At 51.0% G+C, this 22,855-nt stretch carries 19 protein-coding genes and 2 pseudogenes; 4 read left to right on the top strand and 17 right to left on the bottom strand.

Translation table 11 applies throughout. The annotated features are described in order from the left end of the window. Window positions 1-6: 6 nt before the first annotated feature. The 4 genes from FrondiHNR_RS01245 to FrondiHNR_RS01260 are packed head-to-tail and all read right to left on the bottom strand — an operon-like array spanning window position 7 to window position 3,325. Complete coding sequence (locus FrondiHNR_RS01245) at window positions 7-600, bottom strand: DUF6668 family protein (RefSeq protein WP_279353446.1); 594 nt, start codon at window positions 598-600, stop codon at window positions 7-9. Further along, window positions 597-2,033, bottom strand: coding sequence for a hypothetical protein (locus FrondiHNR_RS01250; protein WP_279353447.1), 1,437 nt, complete (start codon window positions 2,031-2,033; stop codon window positions 597-599). The genes FrondiHNR_RS01245 and FrondiHNR_RS01250 overlap by 4 nt, the downstream gene beginning before the upstream one ends. Before the next feature lie 3 nt (window positions 2,034-2,036). After that, window positions 2,037-3,047: a CHAP domain-containing protein gene (locus tag FrondiHNR_RS01255; protein ID WP_279353448.1), complete on the bottom strand. Its 1,011-nt coding sequence runs from the start codon at window positions 3,045-3,047 to the stop codon at window positions 2,037-2,039. Further along, window positions 3,047-3,325 (bottom strand): hypothetical protein, encoded by a 279-nt coding sequence (locus FrondiHNR_RS01260; protein ID WP_279353449.1) that lies wholly within the window; start codon window positions 3,323-3,325, stop codon window positions 3,047-3,049. The genes FrondiHNR_RS01255 and FrondiHNR_RS01260 overlap by 1 nt, the downstream gene beginning before the upstream one ends. Before the next feature lie 1,042 nt (window positions 3,326-4,367). Between FrondiHNR_RS01260 and FrondiHNR_RS01265 the strand changes: the two genes are divergently transcribed. Further along, window positions 4,368-7,109, top strand: a complete 2,742-nt coding sequence (locus FrondiHNR_RS01265; protein ID WP_279353450.1) for a hypothetical protein — start codon at window positions 4,368-4,370, stop codon at window positions 7,107-7,109. Window positions 7,110-7,556: 447 nt separating this feature from the next. On the opposite strand, the gene FrondiHNR_RS01270 is transcribed toward FrondiHNR_RS01265, so the two are convergent. From FrondiHNR_RS01270 to FrondiHNR_RS01295, 6 genes and pseudogenes are all read right to left on the bottom strand, one after another. Beyond that, window positions 7,557-7,760: a hypothetical protein gene (locus tag FrondiHNR_RS01270; RefSeq protein ID WP_279353451.1), complete on the bottom strand. Its 204-nt coding sequence runs from the start codon at window positions 7,758-7,760 to the stop codon at window positions 7,557-7,559. A 47-nt stretch (window positions 7,761-7,807) separates the two neighbouring features. Beyond that, window positions 7,808-9,094, bottom strand: coding sequence for a hypothetical protein (locus FrondiHNR_RS01275; RefSeq protein WP_279353452.1), 1,287 nt, complete (start codon window positions 9,092-9,094; stop codon window positions 7,808-7,810). A 474-nt stretch (window positions 9,095-9,568) separates the two neighbouring features. Further along, window positions 9,569-9,916: a hypothetical protein gene (locus FrondiHNR_RS01280; protein ID WP_279353453.1), complete on the bottom strand. Its 348-nt coding sequence runs from the start codon at window positions 9,914-9,916 to the stop codon at window positions 9,569-9,571. 14 nt (window positions 9,917-9,930) lie between these two features. After that, entirely contained in the window at window positions 9,931-10,857 is a 927-nt protein-coding gene (locus tag FrondiHNR_RS01285; RefSeq protein ID WP_279353454.1) for a hypothetical protein, read from the bottom strand. A 351-nt stretch (window positions 10,858-11,208) separates the two neighbouring features. Next, window positions 11,209-12,432: pseudogene (locus FrondiHNR_RS01290) on the bottom strand (IS3 family transposase). Continuing rightward, window positions 12,429-12,776 carry a hypothetical protein gene (locus FrondiHNR_RS01295; protein ID WP_279353455.1) on the bottom strand — a complete coding sequence of 116 codons (348 nt, stop codon included), beginning with the start codon at window positions 12,774-12,776 and terminating at the stop codon, window positions 12,429-12,431. The pseudogene FrondiHNR_RS01290 and the gene FrondiHNR_RS01295 overlap by 4 nt, the downstream one beginning before the upstream one ends. Before the next feature lie 22 nt (window positions 12,777-12,798). Between FrondiHNR_RS01295 and FrondiHNR_RS01300 the strand changes: the two are divergent. Then, window positions 12,799-12,972, top strand: a pseudogene (locus FrondiHNR_RS01300) (IS256 family transposase); the annotation flags it as partial. Between the two features lie 55 nt (window positions 12,973-13,027). Here the strand turns inward: FrondiHNR_RS01300 and FrondiHNR_RS01305 are convergent. The 7 genes from FrondiHNR_RS01305 to truD form a co-directional block, all read right to left on the bottom strand. Continuing rightward, window positions 13,028-14,827 (bottom strand): hypothetical protein, encoded by a 1,800-nt coding sequence (locus FrondiHNR_RS01305; RefSeq protein WP_279353456.1) that lies wholly within the window; start codon window positions 14,825-14,827, stop codon window positions 13,028-13,030. After that, window positions 14,820-15,461: a 2OG-Fe(II) oxygenase gene (locus FrondiHNR_RS01310; RefSeq protein WP_279353457.1), complete on the bottom strand. Its 642-nt coding sequence runs from the start codon at window positions 15,459-15,461 to the stop codon at window positions 14,820-14,822. Before FrondiHNR_RS01310 ends, FrondiHNR_RS01305 begins: the two co-directional genes overlap by 8 nt. Then, complete coding sequence (locus tag FrondiHNR_RS01315; RefSeq protein ID WP_279353458.1) at window positions 15,461-16,213, bottom strand: HAD family hydrolase; 753 nt, start codon at window positions 16,211-16,213, stop codon at window positions 15,461-15,463. Before FrondiHNR_RS01315 ends, FrondiHNR_RS01310 begins: the two co-directional genes overlap by 1 nt. A 598-nt stretch (window positions 16,214-16,811) precedes the next feature. Continuing rightward, a complete protein-coding gene (locus tag FrondiHNR_RS01320; RefSeq protein WP_279353459.1) occupies window positions 16,812-17,879 on the bottom strand; it encodes an aminotransferase class I/II-fold pyridoxal phosphate-dependent enzyme in 1,068 nt (355 codons plus the stop codon). Continuing rightward, entirely contained in the window at window positions 17,876-19,204 is a 1,329-nt protein-coding gene (locus FrondiHNR_RS01325) for a radical SAM protein (RefSeq protein WP_279353460.1), read from the bottom strand. The genes FrondiHNR_RS01320 and FrondiHNR_RS01325 overlap by 4 nt, the downstream gene beginning before the upstream one ends. After that, entirely contained in the window at window positions 19,201-19,797 is a 597-nt protein-coding gene (locus FrondiHNR_RS01330; protein ID WP_279353461.1) for a tyrosine-protein phosphatase, read from the bottom strand. Before FrondiHNR_RS01330 ends, FrondiHNR_RS01325 begins: the two co-directional genes overlap by 4 nt. Further along, window positions 19,794-20,882, bottom strand: a complete 1,089-nt coding sequence (truD, locus tag FrondiHNR_RS01335; RefSeq protein WP_279353462.1) for a tRNA pseudouridine(13) synthase TruD — start codon at window positions 20,880-20,882, stop codon at window positions 19,794-19,796. The genes FrondiHNR_RS01330 and truD overlap by 4 nt, the downstream gene beginning before the upstream one ends. 98 nt (window positions 20,883-20,980) lie before the next feature. Here truD and FrondiHNR_RS01340 point away from each other — a divergent pair, with 98 nt between their 5' ends. Both FrondiHNR_RS01340 and FrondiHNR_RS01345 read left to right on the top strand, forming a co-directional pair. Further along, window positions 20,981-22,315 carry a hypothetical protein gene (locus FrondiHNR_RS01340; protein ID WP_279353463.1) on the top strand — a complete coding sequence of 445 codons (1,335 nt, stop codon included), beginning with the start codon at window positions 20,981-20,983 and terminating at the stop codon, window positions 22,313-22,315. A gap of 329 nt (window positions 22,316-22,644) precedes the next feature. Then, a complete protein-coding gene (locus tag FrondiHNR_RS01345; protein WP_279353464.1) occupies window positions 22,645-22,854 on the top strand; it encodes a hypothetical protein in 210 nt (69 codons plus the stop codon). Window position 22,855: the final 1 nt, after the last annotated feature.

The raw sequence follows: 22,855 nt of genomic DNA on the forward strand, positions 1-22,855 counted from the left end.
TATTCCTTATCTTTTCTGGGCGATCTTGTTGATCGCGGTGATTGTGCGTGTGAGGCGCACAGATCGAACTGTGAGGTCGCTATCGGGTTCTCGCCACGATGGTTCATACGGAATGGAGAATGATCGAGGAAACATTCGTCCAATACCGGAAGCGAGCCTCACAGTGGCTTTTGAGAGGTCGGGACGATCATGTACAAACACGATTGCAACGGGTTGGTAGTGTGTGCGGGATTGTGCCAATGCGATCCCTAAGGTTTTGGCGCGCGCTAACCCCAATCCATGAGTAGCTGCAACATAAATGATTCGGCCACCACGTAAGGGTGTGGAAAGCATGCTGTCCACAATGAGAGGATCAGTGAGCTGTGCGAGAGTGGATACTCCGGCGCCGCCGGACGTTCCCACGAGCCACACGGTTCCGTGGAGACTGACCCGGTGCGGGGGTGTGGGAACATTCACGGAGGGAGTCTCAATATGTCCCAGGGTCGACGGGTCTAACACTCCGTTGATACTGAGTGCACCTCCCAGAATGGGGTCGTCTTCAAGGGTCTCGATGGCGACGGGCTCTGGGGGAGGTATTACAAAGGGATTATTGATACTCATGACTGCGTTTCCTCACGTGGTACAAGTGCGTAATATGCACTTTGAGAACCTTCAGACGAGCCACGAACAAACGCAGCACCATCCGGAAAAATAAGAAGGGGAACTGGTGCGTTAGGTTCCATCGGAACCGTTTCACCGTCTAAAGAAATCCGCACCCGATTGGATGCACGTTCATTTGAGCTCCACCCAAATCCTCCGGCTAACGCCAGAGGACCAGAGGGCGAGACCACGGTGCGAACGGTGGACAGCTCCATGAGAACCCGCCCAGTGGTGACAAGAACCCCGTCAGAAGAAAACTCCGTAAGATTCACCGCATCATTGGGCACACGGTGGGTACCAACAAAAGCCAAAGAATCATCAACATGGTGCACGCTAAGAACAGTCGTGGTGGAATCGGTTGGATCTGTCCATGCTGAAAGGACGTAATCATGGCTGATACCCAGGATACCGGTCAAGCTTCCTACCCCCGAGGGGGTAGGAAGCTTGACCGGTTCGGGGAGTTCAGCTTTATCACTTCGAAGGAACCACACGTTCTGCGTAACAAGGTTTACCGCCACAATATCGCTGCCCCGTGCAGTAACAATGGATGCTCCGGCTGGAATCATGCGCAATTCCCATGTGTTGAGTGTGAATATGTAGGCTCGTTGGCCAGGGAACTCTACATAAATACCGGAATCGGCTAAAACTACCCGACCTCGGCCTTTGGGTACGTCATGGGCTGTAAAGTTTTTGCCGTCAGGGTCGATGAGGCCCAATGTGGTGGTACCGTCCGTAGCAGCCACGCGTGGCTCGTGATCAATGGTGGTAACGTGCAGAAACCGAATAGGGAAGGACGTTGTTTTTTCCCAGAGAGTGAAACCGGTTGCAGGATCTATACCACGTATCTGATCACCTGATGTCATGACGAGAACCGAATCAACTAGTACGGGAGAGGGGCGTTGATCAGTAGGAGCAGGAGTAGTCCATGTTGCGTAGGTATCCCACCCTGGCGGGGCAAAAACTGGAAGTTGTGTCGCATCGGGAGTCGGTGGCGCTGTGGCGACCGGAGCCTTAGGAACCCGAGAGTTTTCTGCCCACCAGTATGCACCAGCACCGGTCACACCTAGTGATAGCGCGATGATAGCCCCAACGATAACGTAACGACGATTCCTGCGTGGTGCTTCTGGCTCTGGAATTGCATCTAGAGTGCCTGCGTCTGCATCAACGACCATATCGTAGGCAGTGTCTGCAAAAATACCCTGTACTCGGCACAGGTCCAGACCCAGGTTTTGGCACGCATGGACGGTAGCGTTCGCTATCAGGGTTTGAGTGCTCAAATCACTTCGCGGAATGATGTGTGAAACTTGGTGCCCATCATCCAGTAATACGGTTCCGTCATCCTGGTATGTCAGGGTGATAACCGGCCAGGCAGGAGGGATCCGTGGTATGGCCATATGTCACCACCCACCGTTCGGTGGATACAGATACCCGGTTGGCTGTGACGCCGGGATTGTGCGTGTGTGGTACGAATTATCTACTCGACCAGATGAATCAGGCCAGTTATACTCCTCAATAAAAACAGTTCCGTCCTCATTGACCGCCTGCACATACGCTACGTGGCCATATCCGGCAATATCAAACCACGCGATCGCGCCTGGACGTGGGGTATCTCCCTTTGGCCATCCATGAAATGACCACGCACTGCCCCAAAGCTTGCCGTGCCCGCCGGTGGGGGTGAGATCTTTCCATACCCACTTCCACGGGGCAGCTGTCACGCCAGCATCACGATTGATCCGCCAAGCTACAAAATCGGTGCAATTTCCGTAGTAATATCCCAGGGGGCTGAGTCCGGCAGACTCTTTTGTTCCCTTGTATGGGTAATCATCTCCTGGTTCTTGTGTTGTACCCGCACATGAATCCGTAGTTCCTGAAAGAGTGGCAACGATTGACACCGCCGTATCCCACGATTTGGCATAGTGTAAGGGATTCGCATTACGCTGCACCCGATGAGCTGCTTCCGTAGGCTCTAGGTTTTGCCACCCGTCGACCCCTTGTAATCGCTCAAAGAAGAGCCGGGCACTGGTACGAGGATCCATACGCTCTTCGAGTGTGCCCCAGGAATTGCGCTGCTGAAATAGACCACGTGAATCAGGGCCCACCTGGTCACCGTAGCCAAGGACACGCAATGATGACTCACCGATTGCCGTCATCACCCCGATTTTTTGGCCGTGAGATCCCAACCCCATCTCGTGAGCAACATTCATAATGTGTGCAGCGTTTGTTAGCTGCTCTTGGCTATACCCGTGAGCTTCCTCGGGAAGAGAACTCACGGGTATAGCCCGAGTGTCTTCTGTGGAGCATGCGGCCCCGTCGGCGCTGGAAGAGAAAAAGAGCACGATAATCAGAAATATCGATAGTAAGAGTACGATAACGCCTGCGAGAACACTGCCGAGAGAAGTAGTTTCCATTACCACCCCTCCGGTGGGAGTACAGCTGATACCAGCCACGGGTGCTCCGTGCTTTCTCGTAGGAGGTTTACCGTGTACGGTCCAATATTGGTTGGCACACTCACGATGGCAGTGAGGTCAGTGCCTCCCACTATCTCTACCTGGCCGTCGACCCGTGAAACAGGGATGGTTTCGGTATCGATATAGCTGTACGACTCACGAATGCGTGATGTCAAATACGGAGAAATCTCACTAAACCACACGTTTGTGGGAATACCCGGCCGTGCGAAAAGGTGCATGAACCTCTCCGCAAAATCCATAACTGGGATGATCTCAGACTCAGCCAATGCGACAGGCTCAGCCGCACCAGGACCTGGGCTAAGCTCACCCGGGGGAATGGGAGTGCTGCCAGATGAAAAGGGAGGTTGCGGGGGAAGAGCGCTAGAGGTCGCGGAAACGTCCGTTACAGGCTCCGGCGCTGAAGCGCACGCAGAAACACACAACAACACAACCGCGAGAGGTGCAGATACAAGATGTGCAACACGGGTACTCATGCCGCATCACCTCCACTTTGAATTGCTAAATGATTTGCGCGCAGGAACCATAAATCAGCTGATGGTTTAAGCCCCAGGACATGTCCCCGCACAATAACGGGTAAACAGTCTGTAGCCGCTTGCACAGCGATTTCCAACAGATGAGAATCCTCAATCATGACCCACCAACAGGTGTTAATCCCGTTCACCCTCATACCCACGGTCAATAACGCAAACGTATCTGTAGGTTCCTGTACAAGGCTGATGGCATCTCCACATATTTGTGACTCAGACGACATGAGCTTTTTATCTTCCCCTCGCAGAGGCCTATTGACACGGGTCACACACTTTCCTTTCCAGAGCTTTCGTAGGTAATGGGTTCGAGCGAGCTATCTAAGAGTTCATAAACCACTTCTTTTGTAGAAGTGCACAAAAAATATGAGGAAAGCCACAGAAAAAATGATTTATGAACTGCTCGCTCTGGTTTCCGAACCCGTTATAGGCGAGGGAAAGCCTATTTCCCAGTACCTAGACCCTCCTTAGGTGCTTCCCCAAAGGCCCGACCTGCCTCACTCGCAGCGGGGCCACAGGAAGGAAGGACAGTGCACAAACAAAACGGAAATTCGTACCCACCAGACAAAGGAACTGTGCGTCTCATGACACACACTCCGCGGAAAATTCTTAAAAAAATATTTATACGACCACCCGGCACCCTGCCGATGCGTGGTCATTTTGATCAAATTCGTGCACGGCAGAAAGGTCGCATAACACAATGAAACAAAAGCCAAAAGTCCCAAAGATAAAAACTTTGTTCCGGCATAGTACACACGCTGGGAAAAAGAATCTTAAGGACAAGATTAAATCTGTCGCTGCGGCAACGGTAATTGGAGCGGTGCTAGCGGGAGGAAGCATCGTGGGAACAAGCATGCCTGCACACGCGGCTACTACGGGCCCCGGCATCGGGTCGCCTCGCGCTGACGGGAGCGGCTGGGTTGGGGCCTGGGACGTGAATGGTGTGCTGACGTTGTGTATTGAGGTGGGTGCCCCCTCGCCCCTGGGAGCACAAACCGATGGTGGGTGGCACGGTACCATTCCTGCGTACAATCTTTCGGGATGGTCAGGCAGCCTGACGTGGACGGTGAATCAGCCCGCTTTATCTGGAAATGATGTGGGCGTGATTAACGTGCTCGCTGGGTCTTTGAGCCGTACTGATGGGTATCGCAATGCCGTTCTCCAGGTCGCTGCGTGGCTTGTACGGGGTGGCACAGGAAATCCTGACCAGTTGATTAATCAAAAAATTCAGGACGCTGGCGGGTCGCCCGCACAGGTTCGCCAGGATGCACAGAATGAAATTGCTGCTGCTCGAAACGCGGTAGCGGCTGGTGGAAGCACGACAGCCCCCGCTGCAATCCCTCAGCCTGCTCTCGTGTCCGGTAAGAATGACCCCTGGCATGGCTATATTGATCTGCCCGCCGGATACGATTCTTTCACACTGAATAACGCGGTTTTTGATGCAACCGGCACCGCGACACTGACCGCACCTGGTGGTGGTCGAGTAACCTGGACAGGCACCCCGCCGGAGGGCCTGAAAGAATACACGGTCACAATTAACGGCACATATAACCGGGCAGTATGGGAAAACCGCATCAGGCTCTTTCCCGCCGCCACCCCGCTTCAACAGCTCCTTGTAGCGGGAGAACCTACCCGAGTGCAGGGATCTAACTCTAACTACAACTACGACCCTTTCCCGCTGGTGTTCAAGCCTGCTGCGGAAACAAACGTGGTGAATGTCTTTATTGAGAAGGGGCAACAGCTCTGTGACGTAATACGCCCCACTGTGCGGGGAGATGTCCCACACCTGAGAAATATTTTAGGTCAGTGGGTACCGGTGCCTCATCACCTGCGGGCGTATGGGCCCCTCCTTTCCGAACCTATTTTCAACCAGGCCGGACCCCCTCCAGGCACACCCTTTTTTGACGAACTGAAATTTGTGACACGAACAGATTCTGACCCCACACTGACGGATTATCGTGAGTGCTTTAGCAAGCCGGTGGAAGAAACCGGGTACTACACGATCACGGATACTATTACGAGAGCTGAAGCTTCCCCCGCCGCGCAGACGATGATTGATCCAGATGATGGCGACTTCTATAGTGGCTACGGCATCAAGGCGGAAACATCGATTGTGCCTACCCGTATTGAGGGTGAATCACAGGTATCAAAAATCACTGCCGAGCTCTTTGAAGAGGTCACTGACTCGTTCCGCATGGTGCTGCTTGATGGTGGCTGGTTGCGTGACTCAAACGGCGACCGGATCCCGCTTAACCTGCGTCGTGACTCGTATTACGTCCCAGGAGTAACTAGTGCTGATCAGATCGGTATCCACGACACAGTTCCGGCAGGCACAGAGCTCTATGATACGGAGCTGATATCCGGAGTGACAGACCTGAACGAAGCAAAATCCGCGTTCCGGATGCCGGTCAAACCCGAGGGCTGCGTGGTGAATGTGTGGCGGATCCAAGACAGTGATCAAGGCCAATACGCCGGGTTTTTCACTCCGTTCTCGGACAAGTTCGGGTTGCCCTCAGAAACGACGTGTTTGGAGCCGTTCTCAGCCCACACGGTCGCGGAGGCACAGGCCCCGGTACACGGCACCGTGAAAGACCTCTTTATTACGGAAAACGATCTGCCCGCAGAGGTGAAGGCTGAGCTGACATGGGAGGTTTCGCAAATCCCTGTGGATGGTCATGCCAAGATCGATGCGGAGGGAAACCCGCTAGTGACCGCTACCGGGGAGGTAGAACGCTTTACATCGGACGAGGTTCAAACCCGCGAATACTGCCAAATCAACCCGCTATTCACCACGGAAGATAACCCCATCACGGTGGAAAAAGCTGGAACCTACCCGGGTAGCGAATTTACCTCCCGCACCCCGGCCGCCATCCAATGGGTCGGCGTCCTGACAGTGGCTGACCCACGTGACGGAAAGCGAGAGGTCCTGTGGCGAGATGACTGCCGAAATCCTGCTGAGCAATCACGGTTTGATAATCCTGTGATTACTACTGAAGCTCGGCAAGACGTTTGGGCGGGTGATCCGCTGATTGATGCTGCTATTGCGTCAGGAATCCTAACCGGTATCCAGTATGACATTGGCTTTGACCTCTACCGTGTCCCGAAAGACACCATCGAGCTTGCTCAAGCGTGTGTCCCAGAAAATAAGGTTTGGTCGCTCGACCAGCCCATCAGGGTGGACCGAGACGGGCGATACGAATTTACTGAGGAAAAAGCACACATCGCGGAAGCCGGGTGGACCTACATGTTTACTCATACCGGTACACATGTAGAAACTGGTGACGTGATCTCCACAGGTGAGTGCGGTATCGCATCCGAAACAGTAAAAGACGTCAAAGCACGGCCCGAGCCCCCGGCTGAGCCGCTAGCCATGACCGGTGCCGCGGGGACGCCGGTCATTTGGGTAGCGGTCAGTCTTCTCCTCCTGGGAGGAGGTGGTATAGCACTAGCAGCAGTACGCCGACGTAACACAATATAAACCCCTTCACAGGTAAGGTGGGTGTCAAGAAATAATCTTGACACCCACTTTTTGTTTCTAAAGCTCCGGGCTAGTCTTTTTCTTCAACTTGCAGGAATCGTGCATTCGAACAGAAATGACCCGCGTAGTTGTCGGCGGCTATAGTAAGCACATCGCTCTCGCCAGAGCCGTCACACCCTTTCATGGGGCATGCCCAGAGGTAGACCTTGTTATGATGCTTGATCACGCCGTTAGATACATATTTACTGGCATCCCAGACCAGCCAGACGTGATCGTTGTATTGGTTTGTAGTGGTGATGCCGTGTGCGCCGTCAACAGTACGTGTGAGAGAGGATGTGGTTGAGAACGGTTCATACCGCCTGACCCAGAGATCTAGCAGCTGGTTGGCGTAGATCGCATCGCCTGCTAGGTGCGCCTCCCATATAACGTGTGCAGCTGTTTCAGCAGCTAGTTTTTTCGATGTTCTTGGATGAGGGAGGTGATACACAGGCATTTTTCCCAGTCCTCGTGATGGTAACCGCTGCATCGATTATCGGGACAGCCACACACATCACCAAACCACTGGGAACCGTGGCCGTGGATCTTCGCCCAGTCTTTGGGTGTAAGACCATGGTTGGCGAGTTCTGCCTGGGCAGCAAGGCTGAGGTTCATCAGCCTTCTCCTCCACTATTTCGTGTGATTGACATCATAATTTGTCTCTACCAGGGCTCGGAGCAGCCTAACTGCTGGTAGGTCCATGCGCCGGGGCCGCCGCTAATTGTGACGATGTACGGGATTCCCATGGCCTGGAAGTGGACGGTTCCGCCTCCTCCTCCTTGTTGATACTGTCCTCTAATTGTGGGGGAGGTTCCAGCAGGGCATGCACCGACAAGTCCGGGCCCTACCGGTGTGCTTGCGGGAAGGCTAGCAGGCCCGCCTCCGCCGCCTGTGCCCGGAGTGGAAGAACCTCCACCGCTTCCGCCTGAGCTGCCCCCAGGGGTGGGTGCGGTTCCGCCGCCGCCGTTTCCACTAGATGAGCCTCCTGATCTCGGCTTCGGCGCTGTCGGAGTGCCACCTGTACTAGGGCGTTGGGGGTTAAATCGCGGGTTTGGTTTTTGTGTTCCGTCTGGTGCGGTGTAAGCTGGCGCATTTTGAGCTGCGGCCGCTGCTGCGGCTGCTCGCTCAACTTCTGCGGTATGAGCTGCGACGCGGGCGGTAATCGTTTCAACGTACGCCGTGTATGCATCTAAAAGCGCCGTGACGTTTTCGGGATTTGGGTCTGTGTCGGCAGTGATCAGCTCGGTTGATTCAATACTGCTCAGTGCAGCAAGAATGGCTTCATGCGTTGCTGCATCGGCAGAGGTAGTAGCCTCCAATGTTTGCTGGGCTACTGCTCTTATATTACCGGTGGCGGTCACCAGAACTGGGCCGACTGCGGTCCATGCATCCCGGGTGGAATTAGTTCGTGAGTGAAGGTTTGCCCGATTCTCTTCCGTGGCCTTGATCTGATCTGAAACCTTTTGTGAGCGGGATTGCAGCGATTCAATTTCGGAGTCACTTATCTTATCGTCTACTACTGGTTTTATGAGTTCCGGGGCGGTTTCTTCCGCCATGCGTAGAGGATCATTTGTTGCGGTGAGTGCAGCCAGCTCGGCTTCCGTGCCGAGAGATTCAGTGAGTGGAGGAAGAAGAGCAGTGAGTGCCTCACGATCACTCTGAGCCACAGCGGCCTCCGCTGCTGCGATCACGGTTATGGCTGCTGCTTTGCCTCGTCCGTCAGCGAGTGCTTGCTCCAACGCGAGATTCGCCGTATTGACATCGTCCACACTTTTGGCTTCCGATGTGAGTTTTTGATTCAGGGTGTGGAGGGTTGACCTGTACAGGGCTGTGCGATTTGCATCAGCAATCGCGACCCCTGCCGCGGTTCCTGTGCCCGCAAGAACGACACTTCCTGCAATGAGTATTGCTATCACGCGTCCACGCGTAAAAAATCTATTTTTATCCACAATGATTCCTTTGATTGTCTTTCTACTAATAAATACTACTAGCAGCATTACTGATGACTTAAAGGACACAGTAGCAACATAATTGACAATTAGTCAACAATATGGATATGTGCTCTAGTCTGGTTGTTATGGATGACGTCGTAGAGATAGTGCGCGCTCATGTGCATGAACGGATGTATGGGAGGTTTCGGTCAAAAGCTGCTGTCGCGCGGGCTATGGATCTGGATCCAACAGAGTTTCATCGCAAACTCAATGGTCAGCGAGCTTGGTACTTACGAGATGTGATTGTTCTAGCGCGGGTGCTCGACACCACGGTGGGATGGTTGATCGGGGAAAATGAGAGTGGTCGGGGTGGTGAAGGTCTCGGCGGAGTGAATAAAGCTTCGCCCCGTTAACGTGGTGGGAGAAATTAGGAAGGCCCTGGGATAACTCTCGATAAAGTACTTAATTCCAGGGCCGCACAAGAGCTCCATACTAGGTAAGAGTCTCCGCCTCTTCTTGAGTTTCGACGTTGGTTTTACGTAGAACGTGTGCGTGCATAACCCACAGGCCGACACGTTTCCAGTACCCCGCATCAGCAAGAAGTGGATGATTCTTCCAGCGCTGTGCCCCGGCAAGAGCTAGGGCAATCACGGATGAAAGCCCAATCAAGATACCGTAAAAGGGTGATGACTCAGGACCCCAAATCGTAATACTCACACCGATGACGAGTACCACGCAGGTGGCAATAGCGGGCACAGTTTGCGTAGTTGGTAACGTGAGGTAAGCAATCAGCACTCCCACGCTGAGACCAAATAGGCTAGCAATAATGCACAGCAGCACAGTGTTCCTCCCTGTTAGCGACAATCACCGTCTTTATAAACCATTGCGAGGGGCACAGGTACAATAGAGATAAACAGACATTTCTTGGCTGACTGGGCAATGTTAGCCTGAGTGAAAAAGTAAGCACCGGCTGCGCCGCATGCGCCAGCAAGGGGCGGCGAAAACTTCGCCAACGCGCCACATATTCCGGTTGCGCCGCCTGCCGCAGCAAGACCTTTAGTTTCAGCTCGGTTGAATTTTGCACCCCATGCCGCCGCATACCAGTTCCACTGAGGATCCGCTACTACGGGATAAACCGTATCACGGGTGGGAATCACTACTTGCACAAGAGCGTCACCGCGTATCTCATAGCGTGTTTCAACCTCTCTTCCGTTTGCGTCACGAGCCCACGCATCTCCTACGCTGAAGGCGGTGAAGTCTCCAGCAGCGTTGAGGCCAACAGCCCACAGTGAGCCGTCTTCAGAAAATACCAATTGAAATTCCTCTCCAATCGCATAACTGAATTCATGTGCCGCTGAGGGAGTATTGATAACTGTCTGAACTCTCACTGATCCGTTATGCATAGCTTGAATAGCAGCGTCTACCTGGCTGTCAGACGACTTGTACACGACAGTTCCATCAGAGGCAACCTGCCCACTCTGTAAACCCAGATTCTGCGGCAGGATAATATTTAGCTTTGTTTCGTCACCTCCCGTAAGTTGCAGGGGATCAGTAGGATCTGACGGGATATTCACCTCGCTGCCATTATTCGCTTCCCAGGTTTGACCATCTATTTCTTTTACCTGCACCACATCACCCTGATGAGGGGCAACCTGATCAATAAGTTGAGCGATATCATCGCTAAACGGTGAACTAGCTGTGGCGGAACTCGTAGTAGCTACAATAAGCATAAAAGATGCGGCCAACGCAGTAACGCATGGGAACATGATCAACTTCTTCATCAAACAAAACTCCTTCAAAATATCAACATCGATTTTCGGGGGTTACTAAAACTTAGCAGACGCGAAAGAAAGATTAAAGGGTAGCTGCTCTGAGCGCATCACTCCGAGTCGGTGAGGCTGACGAAAATGTAGTTTCTTACTCAGCTTTTTCTTCGTAGTGCGTTGGTAGGATCATCCTACGTTTTGGGCGGTTAGAACGTTTAGAACGGCCAAAAAAGAGGACAGAGCCCCGGAAAATCAACATTCCCTAGTTGAGCCAGGGAGTAAATAGGGGTTCAAATCCCTCCGTCTCCGCCACTGTGATGAGTCGCGACTGAAGCGTACTGGGTTTTGTTCCGTCATTGGGTTTCGTCATACCCGTGTTCTCACGGGCTGATATGTTTCAGCATAGTACGCTGTTTCGACCTCGACCGGGGTACGGTAATCGAGCGCTTCATGGAGACGTTGGTTGTTCCACCACCACACGTATTCCAGGGTAGCGAGTTCAACTTCCTCGACCGTTTTCCAGGGTCCTTGCCTGCGAATCAGTTCAGCCTTGTAGAGCCCGTTCACGGTCTCTGCGAGGGGCGTTATCGTAGCTGTCGCCAACGCTCCCTGTCGAGGGTATCGCGCCGAGCTCACGTACTCGTTCGGTGTAGACCACAGACATGTAATTCGACCCGTGACCCGAGTGCTGCCTGACCCCACCTAAATCACCGCCAGTATTCCAAGCAGCCATATCGAGTGCCTGTAACGGGAGTTCTTCTGTCTTCAAGGTCGAGGCGACACTCCAACCAACGATCTTGCGGGCGAACACGTCAGTGATGAACGCAACATACGCAAACCCAGACCACGTCGCGACATAGGTGATATCCGCAACCCACAGGCACCGTGGCGCGGCCGCAGCGAACGCACGATTCACCAGATCTCTAGGAAGGCCTTGTGCACGGTCGCTTCTCGTTGTGAATGCTTTAGCGCGGCGAGTAACGCCCTGAACTCCAGCAAGGCGCATGAGTCTGTTCGTCTGATCACGACCAATCTCCCAGCCCTCACGCTTCATCAATGCGTGCATCTTCCGTGCCCCGTAGACGCCATAGTTCACGGTGTGGAGCCGACGAATTTCAGGTACCAGCAGTTCATCGCGTAACTGCCGCGCTGACGGTATTCGTTGTTTCGCTGCCCGATACCCGCGGGAAGTAATAAATCCACGAACTGCCGCACGCAGGGTGCGACAGAGGAACTCAACCCCGAAATGATCACGGTATTGATCAATGAACCGGATCATTTCGTTCGTGGCTGATCGAGTTCCTTCGCGAAAAATATGCTCGCAGCTTTGAGTACTTCATTCGCTTTCTTCAACTCCGCAACCTCACGCCGTAAACGCCGGTTTTCTTCAGCGACATCGGTCGTGATGCCAGGTCTGCTGCCGGTATCGATCTGGGTTTGGCGATACCACCTCCGAAGAGTGTCCGGGGCTACACCCAAAAGCCCACCGATATGCCCAGTTACCGCGTGAAGACTCGTATACTCAGGCATCGCCTCCACGATCATACGCAACGCCCGCTCACGGAACTGCGCATCATATTGTTTAGTCATAGTATTCCTATCCTTATACAAAGACCGGAACAAAACCCAGTACGCTTCACCTGCCGACAGTAGTGATAACTACTCGCCCCGATCTTCAGCAGTTGCAACAGAATCTTCAACGGAAACGTGAGGCGAAGAGTTTCAATGATCTGGGTCTTGTGAAGGTTTGACAGTTGTCCCGGGATGACGCCCTCGTCTTTTTTTACGAGTCCGAGTTCTCGTTCGAGCACCGCTTTCTCAACCAGGAGTTCAGCCGTTAGTCTCCTCAACTCAGTGATGTCATCGGGCAGGGATCGTTCAAGACTAGCGCGGGTGGGAAGCCCGTCAGCCTGTTTCTGTTCGCGTCTACTCATGAGCCCCCGGTCTCCGTGCTCTCGCCAGCGTTTCAATTTCCCGACCGAGCAGGCTGCGCTCAAAACCCTCTACCTGATAACCCGGTCACTTGACCCTACCGGGGATGGTAGGGCACGCAGGGTACAGTTGTGGAAGCCTGCGTTAAACGTGTTCGCGATTACCTTCGCTAACCGTTTCGAGCAGACCATTAACTAACAACGAACGACCGGCCTCACACACCGATAATCAGACACTCCCATCTCAGGGTGTTTCAGCGTGCAATACGGTAACGGTTGATCGTGAAACCTTGAGGGGAAACGACGAGAATTCGTAGTGTGTGTAGATCAAAACTGAGGCTTTGGGTGGTTTCGAACGATCCGTGTATATTGCTTACAGGCAGTGGGCCGTGTGAGAGTGCGTTAGAGCCGGTGGCTTTATCCTGTAGTGAGAGAGCCGCATATATGTTCTCAGTGGAGCCTTGTGGGAGGATCTCTATTTTTCCATCGGTCGTCACTGACTCTACATAGAACTTTACATTTGGTGGTGTTCCAACGGAAATATACCGTGGGCCGCAAGTGACACAATTCCCAGCGACTACTGTTGGGCCTCCTGTATATGAAATTGTTCCCGCACTAACTGATAGAAGTGACCCGCATCGAACGCAGGTCTCGCCTGTTTTTATTGGCTCAAGCATCGCCATTCCCTCGATAATGTCTTCTAGCCTGTAGTCAAGGAAAGGATGAAATGCTGACACAATTCGTGCGCTAGCAAGTTTGTTGAGTCGAGCAGCAAGTCTAAGCTGTTGCTGTCCCGTGCTATCTCCAGAAAGGACTCTTGCTCTGCGCCAGGAATGAAATAAGAGAAGCAAGTTGCGAAGTCCATTACGAACTTCCTTCAGGAGGTGCTGTGCTCCATCGGTTTCTCGTGAGCGCTCATTCAGCGAATCTAGTATAAGAGAATATGTCTGAGACAGAGCCAGTGCGTCACCAAGAATCTTTTCTGCGTTTAACGCATCTTCTGTGATGTCTTTGAGGATGAGCTGGGAAGGAACTGCCTGCTCGATGAATACCGTTTTTTCCGTGGCTGCAACACTTCCTTGAGTGTGACCTTCAATCTCGTAGAATCTCCCCGGAACTGTGCTTTCTGGTAGTCGTCTTACATTATGGCGGTGAGTTCTCAGGTTTGCAGTGACGGGATCCCCGAGCAATAACCAGGGGCGCGCACCGCGAAAACGCGGTGCGGAAAGCGTGTTCAAAAAATTGCACGCGGCTATCAAACCTTCTTCGGAAGCGATCAGAAACGCTAAACGTACTTCGTCACTCGTCAGGGGGACGGTACGGTCGTTGCATATAACTGTACGTACGGAACTGCTCGCAATCATAGACAGAGCGGCACTTGCCTGATTTGAATAGTGCTCCCTTCCTGCCGAAAAGCCGCTGCAAGAAAGAAAAAGTATTTCTTCAGCAGCAAGATCGCTAAAATTTCTAAAGCGACCCCCTGCGTGTCCTGCACGCTTGCAGTAGTTCTGATTACAGTCAGGGAAAGTAGTAACTTCCGATTTTACCTGACCGCAAAGTACGGTATTTCGTAAGTTTGCATGAGCACCTTCGCCGTGTGCATGCAAGCAGAGAATGCGCCAAGCGCGAGTCAAATCTGAGTGGTTGATCTGTTGTGGGTAGGGTAGGGTCTGAGTTTGATAACCCTTTATCTGCACGATAGAGCCATAGAGTTCATCAAGCAGAAGATCGCCGGAGGAAGAGCTTTTTGGACTGACCTGACGAGCGAGAAAGGCTTTGAGCTCTTGGGGAGACTGTGCCGTAGCTATGCCGCAACTGCCTGTGAATGATGTTGTAAGGTGATTGAGAAAGGGTCTTTTAAATAAATCGGGTTTACCAATAATAAAGGCGTTATTTGTCTGATGTGAGGTTAGCTCGCTGAGTCTATATAATTTCCGTTCCTCAAAATTTTCTAAATATTTAATAGCAATTTCCCAATAGTCTTTATCAGAATAGATTGGAACGTCGCGAGACTGGAGTGGCTTTGCTGCTTGAAGAGGAGAAGAGTTAGTCATGATCGTCTGAGCTGAGGTAGGTGATGGTAATAGACTTCCTACGAAATTGTCCTGTTCCTGGTGGCTCCACAGCGTGCCACGAATTCTCGGTCGGAGCGAAAAGTACTGAACTTCGGTAGGTCGGTTCAATTCGTTTGACAGTCGTAGCAGCATCGGCTGACCGGAGCAACGCGAGATGCCCACCATGTTCAGGAACCCAGTCAGGCGACAGGTACAAAATTTGAGTGAGCTTCTTTTCGGGTTTGTCAACATGGGGTGAGAGCCAATCACCCTCACCATAACTCCACGCATCCACCCGCACCACAAGTGATTTCACATCAGCGTCAAAAGCTGTAGATAACGCAGAGCGATAGTGAGGGGAATCGACCGCATCAAGAAGCGCGGATGTCGCTGGAGCATCGGCTGTTTCGTTCCGTTGTAAACGTGTAGTTCGGAAGCTATAAGTCTTATCACCGTTGTCGCGTCGAGCGCGTTCCAAGCGGCTGTCGAATACTTCGCGAACTAGTTGTGATGCGAATTGATCGGGGAGCACTTCCATAACCTGTCTGTGTGGCCACGGATCCCGAGAAAGGTTCGTGTTTTGGATCTGTGTAACCATCCAGTCAACGAGGGAATCAAAAGCGGTTGTAGACATTATGTGCCGTTCCTCCTTGGCTCGTTAGAAAACTCACATACTTCAAGAACTCGTGCAAGCAGGGTATCGGCGTTGTTAACCTGCCCTAAAAAGTAAGGGTGCTCAGGAGCAACCGCGCGGGGGATGTCATCGTGTCTGATCATCTGTAACGCCCAGTAACCGTGGCGAAGTGGACCAAGTATGTCTGGTTCGATCCTGTCTCCAACAAACAAGGTTTGATTTGGTTCGGCACCTATTTGCTTAAGTTCACGATACATGCGCTCGTTAGGTTTGAGTGCTCCAACTCTTGAGGAAGAAATGATGCCGATGGGAGCCGGAATAGAAGTGCCAATTTTATTTACAAACTTTTCGATCACGTCTGGTGAGGAATTTGAGCATACCGCCCATTTAAATCCAAGCTGTGTAAGCGTGTAAATCATTGGTATTACATCGTTATAGAGGGTAACGTTGCGATGTCGTTCGGCTTTTTCACATAGCTTTAGTATGGAACGTTGGTTTTCAATTTTTGCAATATTCATTGTTGTAATTATGCGGTTGCGTCGTAAGGTCCAAAAAGTCTCATCGTTGAGAGCTTGTGGTGCGAGTTCTTCGCCATCGGTTCCATCAATAAGTGCGATGAGCTCAGCCAGGCATAGTTTTTCTTGAATTGGTGATCGAGCCCAGACCACGTGTGCAGCACTGGGAACTGAATTCGAAGACCAATGACACAGAGTCTGGAACAGATCAAAAACAATCACTTCAAAGGCTGGCATGCGCACTCTCATCCCACATCACGGTAAGCATGTACTAAAACGGTGGTGCGATAGGACGGGCACAAATCAGTGATCGGAGCCACCTCATGCCAGGAGTCTAGGGAACGTGCAAAAGCAACCCCTGTTCCTTGAAAGGGGTAAGCTTTGCAGGTTGGCTTCACTGTGTCTGCTGACTCGTATAGACGAAGATCTCCACCCCAACTCTCTCGCCAGTCAGGGCTGAAATAGTAGATAGCTGAAAATACTTTATCGGGACCGTCTGTGTGGCGAGACATCCAGTTTGATGCGCCGTATGCGGCCAAGCGAACTTCAACCTCGGTGATCTCGTTCGAGTCCACTCCAAGGTCATTTGCTATGCGTTGGGTATTGGTGTCGTCCCCTAAAATACGTACAAGAGATGCCCAATCTTCCGGTAGTTGGGTAGATAAGCCTGACGATTTTCGATACGCTTCGAGCATCCGTGTGCTGTACGTCTTGTCGCTTCCATTGTTCCTTGATGTGTGATCGAGCAGGTCTACTGGAAAAGACGAGAGTGAGCTTGGCGGCTCGAAAGCTATATGTATGTGGGCGAATGGGTCGGTGTGTAGGGTATGTGAGATCATTTTTGTTCCTTCCACGCTCCTGTCAGCTCTGAGATAAGCTGTCCCATGATCTGATCTAAAGCAATTGAAAACCGAATGCTTGTGTGCCAATTGAGTGCAGTATTGACTTTTGTTCGAATGCCTAGTTGTAATAGGTGTTGTGCGATACGTTCGGCCTTTTCTTGTGTAAGAAATACGTGAAGGAAATTAGCTTCGGACGTGGGAACTTCCATACCGATACTGAGGAGTTCTTGGCGGACCTTGTCGCGTTCTTGTGTGATGTCATTCCAGATTGGCTCGTATTGCGAGTAAGACGCGAAACACTGCCTCATCAAATCCAGTGCATGCTGACTCACTCCATTTTCGATACCCGCCACAGCTAAGTGCGATATGTTTTCGGGTGCTCCCGTCACTATTGCAGCACGTGCTGCTGCAAGGCCAAAAGCTTTCGAGGATGTAAATACTGTATTCAGTGACGACATAATCTGCTTGAGATCGTGTCGAGGAGCAAAGAACGGAGCATAACAAAGGTCGACGACAAGTTCTGAACCTTGCTCCCGACACCGTGCGTCTAGTGCAAAGAGTTCGTCGACTGAGAAGCTCCCGTGCGCTACAGGAGCATTCGGCCAGGTCACCGCTACGATTGTTTGAGCTCCTATTCGCGAGACAAGATGCTCAAAGTCCTTTTCGCGTTCACCAGAAATCACAACCGTGTCAAAAGGAAGGTTGTAGAGGGTTGCGGCTTGTTTCCAGGCTGGATACGCAGGGGATAGGTACAGTAACTTTTTAAAACCACGTGACTGTGCAACCCCGACGATTGCCCGTATGGCCGCATCGGATCCGGGTGAGAAGATTAACTGCTCCTCGGGTCTGCCGATAAAAGCTGCAATCTCAGTGGCGGCCTGGGAGTGAACGGGATAAAAGTTAAGGGGAGTAACTCGGGGGTTAAAGAGCGTGTGTAAATTTGAAAGCTGTGGATGTTGAAGCTCGTTAGAGCCAAGATTTATGCCCGACCTCACACCGCGGCGTTCAAAAGATAAAAGCTCGAAATCTGGAATGGTGTAAGAGGGTGAGTGTGGATTCAAACTCGTTCCATCACATTCTGAGGGATTTTATTCATGACGGAAGTGACGTGGGGATCTACACCGAAGAAAAACTCGTACCACGGGTATTGTTTATTACTACGCTCATTGCTGGAGAAACCCAAAAGCTGTCGATTAAATCGCCATAGATCCTCTTTGTGCTGACATCTTCGTAACTCATCCAGGTCGGCATATACAGTAGGGCGTACTCGTGCGCCCACTTCTTGTGCTGCTTTGACTGTCGCACGGGTTCCTTCAAGTGTGGTTCCAGGGAGCCCCACCATGATAAAAAAGTTTAGCTCGATGCCAAACTCATGAGCGTTGTTATTGAGCTCTTCGAAGCGCATAATCTCAGTCCGTTTTTTCCTGGGAAGAGTTTCCAAGCCGCCGGGTTCAAGAGTCTCTAACCCTACGCTTATCCTGACGCAGCCTGACTCAGCCATTCTTTTCATAAGCTCCGCATCCAGATGGGGGATGGCGGTGGCGCACTTCCAGGGAAGATTACAGGATGAGCGTTCCATCTCCGCACAGAACTCCAGCGTCCATTTCCTATCAAAGGTGAAAGTGGGTGCATAGAACGAGACGTAGTCGAACGGTCTAGTTTCTACGGCTGTTTCGATGTAGTCAACTATTCTTTTGGCGCTCAAGCGGCGATCACGCAAACCCTGTACGGTTGGTACTTCACAAAAAGAGCAGTTGATGGGGCAACCTCGCCCCACGGGGACAACTAATTCGCGTCGCTCGGGGATTCCGCAAAACTTATTTTGATCCCTTGAATACAATCGATCATAGTCATGATATGGAATTTCAGACACATCAGGTAGCGGCCAGGTTCCGGGCAAAAACCTACGTCCCGCAGAAGCCTTGATCCAATGAGTGCCGTCTCGAACATCTATACCGACTAATTGTGTGGGTGATTGCTCACTCAGCATCCAAGAGACATACTCGTAAAACCCTAGCTCAACATCGCCACCAGTGACGATACCGTCAAGGTCGAACTGTCGAAATACGAGGGGAGCTTCCATGCTGAGCCGACCTCCCGTGATGACGTGGCAACCGGGCGCGAGCGAGCGAATATACTCAATAAAACGATCCAGATTATCGACCGTGTCAAAATCATTAATGATAATTACGAGATCGGGAGAGCTTTGATAGATCTGTTCTCCGATCTCTTTCCACGTCAGATTAAGCAAGCCAAACTCTGCGGAAGTAAGATCAATTTCTGGAAATTCTGATCGAAGCATTTCGGATGTCGTGTAAACAGTCAAGTGGTGACCCGCATTAAAGTAGCTTGGTACGTGTGGAGGCCAGACGACCAGGACTTTCATATTTTGTCCTCCAATATATATGTAATAAATGCTTTTTTAGCTAGGTTATTTCGGGCCTGGAAGTCTAGATAGGTTTCATCGCGCCTGGTAAGGATTTCTTCGAGCCAATCTGGCCTCGTGTCGAGCAGGGAAAACGTTTCTTGTGCTTCTCGTACCCGCACGGATAGAGGCGCCCCAAAGCCTTTGAGTAGATTGTCTATGACTATGCCTGTGCGGTCTCTTCCAAGCTGGCACATAATAACAAGATCGAAACCCTCAAGAAGGAGTTCCCGAGCCTTTAAGTAAACCGGTTCAGAAAGAACTTTTAACTGTTGGTAGTGAGATAAAAACACATTTTCATCTCGATGAATCCTTGGAATTGCAGCGAAATCAGGGTCGTTTAGAGAGTACCGAAGTGTTTGACAGTTTGTTCGCTTGTGTCTGATTTCGTTTGATTTTCGTAGGTCGATAATATAGCCAAGAAACGGCAGTGGAAGCGTAGGCAAGCTATCAGTTCCTGCAGCTGCGCGGTACAGGACCCCTTGGTGATCGTTTGCTCTGGTTCCGCTTATGGGTATTTTTCTAGCGAATTTCAAAGTATCTAAAGTTTTCACTGCGCTTTAGCCCCAATGACGCGAAGAAACTGTGCAATTGCCATAGTTGCGTATGAGCCAGAGGGCAAAAAGAAACTTATCGTTGCGCAGTATTTTCCAGGATGCAGGGAATCTTCTTTGGGGGCTTCAAGATGGAAAAGCGTGTTTACACGTACGGCTCGTTCTTGATGAAGCGCAGTTGGTGAACTATTGACTAAACGTACGGTTGTGTAGGGGGAGGCCAGGGGTAAAGACGCAAAATTATCTTCCTGTGGGAAGCTGTATTCAATACCGTCCCTGTATACTTTTTCAACAGGTGATATCTCCCGTAATCTGTCTGCGACTGATGAGTTCCAGAGGAAAGAATAATGTGCAGACCGATAGAAACTAGTAATACGTTGGTCCAGGGAGTCAAAAAAGTCAACAGCAGTTCCTGTATGCTGCTGTGCCGCCAGAGCTTCCGCTGATCCCGAGGCTGCTACTAACGGGAGAGCATTATCAAACTCTTTGTCTTGAAGATATTTTCCGATTAAATGTGTTTGTGATGGTCCCGTTGGAACACCAAATCTTTGAGTATCGTAATAATTAATAAATTCAAAATGACGCTTTGATTCTGTTGGCCAGTAGGCCAAGTCGCTCTCGGCGATGTTTCGAACCGTAATGTTAAAACTGTTGCCAAAGAGGTCTCCTACGCTAATTGGCTCGCGGCTCGTTCCTATAAAGGTCACCCGAAGATACTTATCCTGGTCAGTGAAAAGCTCATCTTTGTGTAGTGTGGAGGTCTCGGGAATACTGAAATACTGATGGGTGATTGCGTTTTCATCTTTGAGTCCGGCATACCCAATTTTTTCACGACCTATATTGAGGGCATCGGCGATAAACCCTATCGCCTGGAAGGTGGTCAAATTACGTTTTGATACAAGGAAAATGTTGTAGCGAGAATCAAGGCTGCTGATTTGTTTGTTGGCGCTTGTTCTAGATTCCAGATGAAACCGTGGCGTTTCATGCACAACAAAATCTTCAGGTGTTGTTTTCAGTGCGGCGTCTGCAAGGGGTGGAGTGAATTCTGGTGGTATTCCAATAATTGAATCAGGAGTAGGACTCACGTTATATACCTATCGTCGTTGATGGTTCTGGCTTAGGAACTCACCTTAATCTGGTTAAGATTTTGCACACGTATGCCCAGAGGTTTTAGACTTACACAATGCCATCATATAATATCAAAGGGGGAAAACCTTTGATAGGGGCTGTCCAACCAGAAGGCTTTAAACATGCTTTTGTAACCGTTCTTGCGGCTTCGTTCCTTGGTCAGCATGACGTTACAATCGCTGGGGCTCCAACGACACAGCTAGAAGCAAGTACTCTTTTAACGTTGCTCGAGGCTGTTGGGGCATCTGTTTCAGTAAAAGATGATAAGGTCTCGCTTGGAATTAATCAGGTCTCAGGGAGTTTCCCTCAACCCTTATACCAATCAATCCACGGTAGTCTCTATCTCGTCCCTGGTCTGCTCGCACACACGGGAGAAGTGACAATGCACCCCGCAGGTGGGTGCGCCATAGGTAATGGTGTTGCCGGAGGGCGTCCAATGAGTCACTATTTTGAAGTGTTAAGGCGATATGGTGCAATAGTGGACGTAACGACTGGCTCAGTCCGGATGCCTGTCGGAGGTCTTCGTGGCACCGTAATTGACCTGGTTGATTTCGTAGACGATCCCCAACTTATGACCGGGCCTTTGTATTCAGGTGCAACTAAGTTTGCGATCCTTTGCGCAGCGATCTCTAGTGGTGTTTCAATAATTCGGAGCGCGTATCCTAAAGCTGACGTGACAGAGATGGTTCGAACGCTTCAACTTTTAGGGGCAGATATCGAAATAGATAGTGAGCAGGATATCATGCGCATCCAATCAGGCAGTCTGCTTTCCGAGCGCCGTAATGTTGTCCATCATCTCATTTCAGATCCGATGCAGACGCTTACTTGGCTAGTAGCTGGTGTTATGACGGGAGGGGATGTTCATATTGATGCTCATGATGTCCGCATTCTCAGACAGAGCATGCAGGCAGAATGTGAAGCTCTCACGAGAATGGGCTTTGAGATCCACGAGTCAGCTAGAAGTCTCTCGATTGCCAATGGTGCTCGACCCATTAAAGGGATTGACCTTAAGATTCACTCACGTGGCGTGTTTAGTGATGCGCAACCAATTTTTGCGTTACTTATGACAAAACTGTCTGGCTTTTCGACCATTATCGACACAGTTTGGCGGCGACGTTATGAGTATGTGCAAGGCCTTAACGCATTGGGGGGTAGTATACGAAAGACTTCATCCGGCATTCGTATTGCTGGAGGGTACCCTCCGTCCATATCAGATGTTAGGGTCACTGGAACTGATTTGAGAGCTGCTGTCTCATTGGTTCTTGCTGGAACAGCTATTAACGGTACTACTATGGTTTATGGAGTTGAGCATCTTGATCGGGGTTTTACGAATTTTGCATCGGTCCTTGAATCTTTAGGTGGTTCGGTGACTCGAGAGGGCTTTGAGTGAAAGTTCGAAGAATTCTTGTACTCGGCTCTCCAGGGGTTGGGAAAACTACTATCTCCCGCCTGCTATCAAATAGATTAAGAATTCCGTACATTTCCCTTGATGATGAGTATTGGCAAGCTGATTGGGAGCGTCCATCATGCCAGGAGTGGAGCAAAACGCTTAAGGCCATTACAGAGCGTTCGTCGTGGGTTATAGATGGAAATCATGCACGAACCCTTACAGTACGTGCAAGCAGGGCGGAAGTCGCAGTAATTGTTTCAGCACCGGCGCTGCTTTGCTGTTACCGAATATTGTATCGAGTAGTCCGTATACGCCGAGGGGAATATAGCTTGGCACCCAAACGTGTCGCTGCTCAATTAGAGGTCGGTGTAAAAACCTCAGCAAGTAAAGACCTTTTTGAGCTCCTTGTGCTTGCTTTGCGTTTCCAGAAGAAGACTCTTCCGGAGGTTCTTGGTGTGCTTGCTGACAGTGGAGTTCGAATTGTGCGGGTAACTTATAAGACTAGTGATCAGGAGATAGAGCGTTTATTACGGGGATAAT

The sequence above is a fragment of the Lysinibacter sp. HNR genome (assembly GCF_029760935.1).
Lineage (GTDB): Bacteria > Actinomycetota > Actinomycetes > Actinomycetales > Microbacteriaceae > HNR.

What these genes read in the sequence shown, in the direction of transcription:
- FrondiHNR_RS01245 (WP_279353446.1), bottom strand. Translation starts at nt 600, where the DNA reads ATGAGTATCAATAATCCCTTTGTAATACCTCCCCCAGAGCCCGTCGCC.
- FrondiHNR_RS01250 (WP_279353447.1), bottom strand. Translation starts at nt 2,033, where the DNA reads ATGGCCATACCACGGATCCCTCCTGCCTGGCCGGTTATCACCCTGACA.
- FrondiHNR_RS01255 (WP_279353448.1), bottom strand. Translation starts at nt 3,047, where the DNA reads ATGGAAACTACTTCTCTCGGCAGTGTTCTCGCAGGCGTTATCGTACTC.
- FrondiHNR_RS01260 (WP_279353449.1), bottom strand. Translation starts at nt 3,325, where the DNA reads ATGCACCTTTTCGCACGGCCGGGTATTCCCACAAACGTGTGGTTTAGT.
- FrondiHNR_RS01270 (WP_279353451.1), bottom strand. Translation starts at nt 7,760, where the DNA reads ATGAACCTCAGCCTTGCTGCCCAGGCAGAACTCGCCAACCATGGTCTT.
- FrondiHNR_RS01285 (WP_279353454.1), bottom strand. Translation starts at nt 10,857, where the DNA reads ATGAAGAAGTTGATCATGTTCCCATGCGTTACTGCGTTGGCCGCATCT.
- FrondiHNR_RS01295 (WP_279353455.1), bottom strand. Translation starts at nt 12,776, where the DNA reads ATGAGTAGACGCGAACAGAAACAGGCTGACGGGCTTCCCACCCGCGCT.
- FrondiHNR_RS01305 (WP_279353456.1), bottom strand. Translation starts at nt 14,827, where the DNA reads ATGACTAACTCTTCTCCTCTTCAAGCAGCAAAGCCACTCCAGTCTCGC.
- FrondiHNR_RS01310 (WP_279353457.1), bottom strand. Translation starts at nt 15,461, where the DNA reads ATGTCTACAACCGCTTTTGATTCCCTCGTTGACTGGATGGTTACACAG.
- FrondiHNR_RS01315 (WP_279353458.1), bottom strand. Translation starts at nt 16,213, where the DNA reads ATGCCAGCCTTTGAAGTGATTGTTTTTGATCTGTTCCAGACTCTGTGT.
- FrondiHNR_RS01325 (WP_279353460.1), bottom strand. Translation starts at nt 19,204, where the DNA reads ATGAAAGTCCTGGTCGTCTGGCCTCCACACGTACCAAGCTACTTTAAT.
- FrondiHNR_RS01340 (WP_279353463.1), top strand. Translation starts at nt 20,981, where the DNA reads ATGCCATCATATAATATCAAAGGGGGAAAACCTTTGATAGGGGCTGTC.